The sequence below is a fragment of the Glaciecola sp. MF2-115 genome (assembly GCF_047250385.1).
Classification (GTDB): Bacteria; Pseudomonadota; Gammaproteobacteria; order Enterobacterales; family Alteromonadaceae; genus Glaciecola.
The window spans coordinates 1-3,158 of the sequence record NZ_JBLBVM010000016.1 but is presented as its reverse complement, the minus strand read 5'-3'; the positions used below and the strand labels follow the sequence as shown (position 1 = coordinate 3,158).

Annotated in this window: 5 protein-coding genes; all 5 read right to left on the bottom strand. The window is 39.0% G+C overall.

Going from position 1 to position 3,158, the window contains the following annotated elements; genetic code table 11:
- Nucleotides 1-416: 416 nt before the first annotated feature.
- Complete coding sequence (locus ACKLNX_RS00125) at nt 417-785, bottom strand: hypothetical protein (protein WP_412970778.1); 369 nt, start codon at nt 783-785, stop codon at nt 417-419.
- Between the two features lie 324 nt (nt 786-1,109).
- Nucleotides 1,110-1,412 (bottom strand): hypothetical protein, encoded by a 303-nt coding sequence (locus tag ACKLNX_RS00120; protein WP_412970777.1) that lies wholly within the window; start codon nt 1,410-1,412, stop codon nt 1,110-1,112.
- Between the two features lie 97 nt (nt 1,413-1,509).
- Nucleotides 1,510-2,028 (bottom strand): GNAT family N-acetyltransferase, encoded by a 519-nt coding sequence (locus ACKLNX_RS00115; RefSeq protein WP_412970776.1) that lies wholly within the window; start codon nt 2,026-2,028, stop codon nt 1,510-1,512.
- A 339-nt stretch (nt 2,029-2,367) separates the two neighbouring features.
- A complete protein-coding gene (locus ACKLNX_RS00110) occupies nt 2,368-2,661 on the bottom strand; it encodes a HigA family addiction module antitoxin (protein ID WP_412970775.1) in 294 nt (97 codons plus the stop codon).
- Entirely contained in the window at nt 2,661-2,939 is a 279-nt protein-coding gene (locus tag ACKLNX_RS00105) for a type II toxin-antitoxin system RelE/ParE family toxin (RefSeq protein WP_412970774.1), read from the bottom strand. Before ACKLNX_RS00105 ends, ACKLNX_RS00110 begins: the two co-directional genes overlap by 1 nt.
- Nucleotides 2,940-3,158 lie beyond the last annotated feature (219 nt).

Here is a 3,158-nt window from a genome sequence, read left to right as displayed (position 1 = left end):
AAAATACCTCTGATCAGCCAAAAGTAGCCTTCAGCAATTGACAACACTCCAGCTAGAAATAGAAGCTTCATTTTCAGGCTCATAACTTCAAAACCTAACACCCCGCATAGAGGGCAAGTTTATGGGTGCAGCTCTTGAGCGAAGCGAAATGCGCCCGTAAAGTTGTCCCAGCGACCGAAGGGAGTGAACTGATGCGTTTGTTAGGTAGCCGGAATTTATTACGATTTTGACCAAACATTCCATGTTTCCCTGCGTTAACCATTTAGGTAAAAATAACACTCGTTTGACGTTTAAACAACAACTGGTGCTGACCAGCGTGAACCAAACAGCGAATGCTCGCGAACCCGAAAAAGGCGGATTAAAAACAGGTGAGAGTAACTTTTGAAAGAAAGAGCTTACTTGAAGCTACACTAAAGTTATTGCATAGCCAAAAATAAAAATATATCACCAATAAATACAGACCAGATAGCAAGCCAAACATTAATGCTACTTACAATAAAAAATCGCTTTAGCACTGGTTGGTAAACCCTTACAAAAATTAAAGTCGCAATTAATATATACAAACCGATAGAAATAAATGACGCTAAGGACTCAGGCAAAAGTATCGAAAGAGATTCACTCAAGAGTACCACTGAGATAAAACCAGTTACCCCAGCAATATAAATAAGATACTCAGAATAATTATTAGAAATGTAGTCATTTGTACTTAAAAAGCATGTCGCTAGTGTAGCCGGCAATAATAGCAATATTAATTGAAAAGCTAGATAAACTCTTTTATCACTCATTAAACCCTAACACCCCGCATAGAGGGCAAGTTTATGGGTGCAGCTCTTGAGCGAAGCGAAATGCGCCCGTAAAGTTGTCCCAGCGACCGAAGGGAGTGAACTGATGCGTTTGTTATGTTGCTGAATGTTGGTGCTATTTTGATAAAACAATCCATGTCTCCTTGCGTTAACCATTTTGGTAAAAATATACTCGTTTGACGTTAAAACAACAACTAATGTTGATTAGCGAAGACCAAACAGAAAATGCTCGCGAACCCGAAAATAACTCATTAAAAACAGATGAGAGGGACTCTTGAAAGAAAGAGCTTACGCCATAGTCGTTTGTTATATGTTGTCATCAGCTAATCTCCACTTCAAATAGAAATAAACAGCTGGTAAAAGCAGTAAACTTAAAACAATAGTGCTGACAACCAAATAAACAAGTGCCGACATAGCGCCCATTTCAAGTTCCAAATTTATGTACCATGCAAACGATATAGAAATTATAAAAATAAAGATAGTTAAGCTTTTTGCGGGCATTTTAACCGCAGATTTAAACCAAACATTAGGCATTGATAGAATCACCCATGCAGGCGCCAAGCATATTATCCCAAGTAAAATCATCACAGCTACAAATACTATATCCAATCTTTCATACTCTAATGAACCTTTGAAACATATAACGCCCGCCTAACACACAATGTGTTGGCATGGCTTTTTGCATTGTTTGCCAAAACCATGACAACTAATCATTGTCGGAGTTAAGGCGCTTGTTATATTTTAGTTTGGCAAATATATGATTGTCATAAAATTTACCGTTTTTATAAATAGCCTGTTGAAGAACAGCTTCAGCTAAATAATTACACTTCTCCAGTACTTTCATTGAGCCGGTATTACCCGAAAAGACTGCGGCGTAAATCCTATTTATGTCAGTGGTTCGAAAGACCTCTTCTGTAACAATATTAACAGCCCGTGTGGCAAGACCTTTACCCCAATGTTCAGAACTAAACCAATATCCAACTTCTCCATTTCGTGAGTATTCGAATTCGTCTGTCGAAACTCCTATGCAACCAACAAGCTCATCTTCTATCGCAATTGCTCGAATAAAGCCTATTCTGCTGCCTTCTTTTATCCACCAATCGGCATCAACCTCGGTATAAGGATTAGGAATTTTTGATGATAGGTACTCAGATACTCTCGGATCATTAAGAATTTCAATTAACTTAATCTTATCAGAGTCTTTAAATTGTCTTAATGAAATCATTTAATAAGTAAAAACACTAGTTGAGAAAATATAACACCCCGCATAGAGGGCAGCATTGCGTGCAACCGCACGTAATGATGTCCCAGCGACCGAAGGGAGTGCGTTTATGCGATTGTTATGTTGTTTCGTTTTGGTGCGATTTTGATAAAACATTCCATGTTTCCTTGCGATAACAATTTAAGTAAAACAATACTCGTTTGACGTCGAAACAACAACTGATGGTTACTAGCGTGAACCAAACATCATGCGCTCGCGAACCCGAGAACAAGTTTCTGACAGAAAGAAGAGACTGACTATTAAAAGAACGAGCTTACACAAATTTTTATAGTTGAATTGCATTTATGCAGCGGTTAAATCTAACCGCTGTACTCTAGCTAAATCTAAATTTTGCTTTGCTTGCCAAAGCTCGTAATTATCTTGCATACTCAGCCAGCTTTCAGGTGTTCTGCCAAGTGTTTTTGATAAACGCAGTGCCATTTCTGGGCTTATAGCGCTTTTCCCCTTTACAACCCTACTCAGGGTTGATGCAGCCACACCTAAATGTGTAGCTAATGTTCTACAGCTAATGCTGTATGGCTCCAGATATACTGCTTCAATAAATTCACCAGGGTGCGGTGGGTTATGCATATTCATTAGTGATAATCCTCATAATTAAGAATGTAAGCATTACCATCCTTGAACTCAAATGTTACTCTCCAATTTCCATTTACAGATATAGACCAGATGTTCGCTCGTTCACCTTTAAGCCTATGCAAGGAAAAGCCTGGTATATTGATATCGTCAATTTCATGGGCGGTATTTATAGCCGCCAGTTGCATACGTAGCTTTTTTGCGTGCTGAGTTTGAATGCCTGTGGTTTTACCTTTCTCGTAAAATACCTTTAGGCCTTTGTGTTTGAACGATTTGATCATGGAAACAGTGTAGCGTGGTGCGCATCACAAAACAAGAAAAACACAACACCCCACACAGAAGGCAAGTTTATGGGTGCCGCTCTTGAGCAACGCGAAATGCGCCCGTAAAATTGTCCCAGCGACCGAAGGGAGTGAACTGATGCGTTTGTTATATTTGGTTGATTTAACTCGGTTTTGATAAAACAATCCATGTCCCTCTGCGTTAACCATTTAGGTAAA

What these genes read in the sequence shown, in the direction of transcription:
- ACKLNX_RS00125 (WP_412970778.1), bottom strand. Translation starts at nt 785, where the DNA reads ATGAGTGATAAAAGAGTTTATCTAGCTTTTCAATTAATATTGCTATTA.
- ACKLNX_RS00115 (WP_412970776.1), bottom strand. Translation starts at nt 2,028, where the DNA reads ATGATTTCATTAAGACAATTTAAAGACTCTGATAAGATTAAGTTAATT.
- ACKLNX_RS00110 (WP_412970775.1), bottom strand. Translation starts at nt 2,661, where the DNA reads ATGAATATGCATAACCCACCGCACCCTGGTGAATTTATTGAAGCAGTA.
- ACKLNX_RS00105 (WP_412970774.1), bottom strand. Translation starts at nt 2,939, where the DNA reads ATGATCAAATCGTTCAAACACAAAGGCCTAAAGGTATTTTACGAGAAA.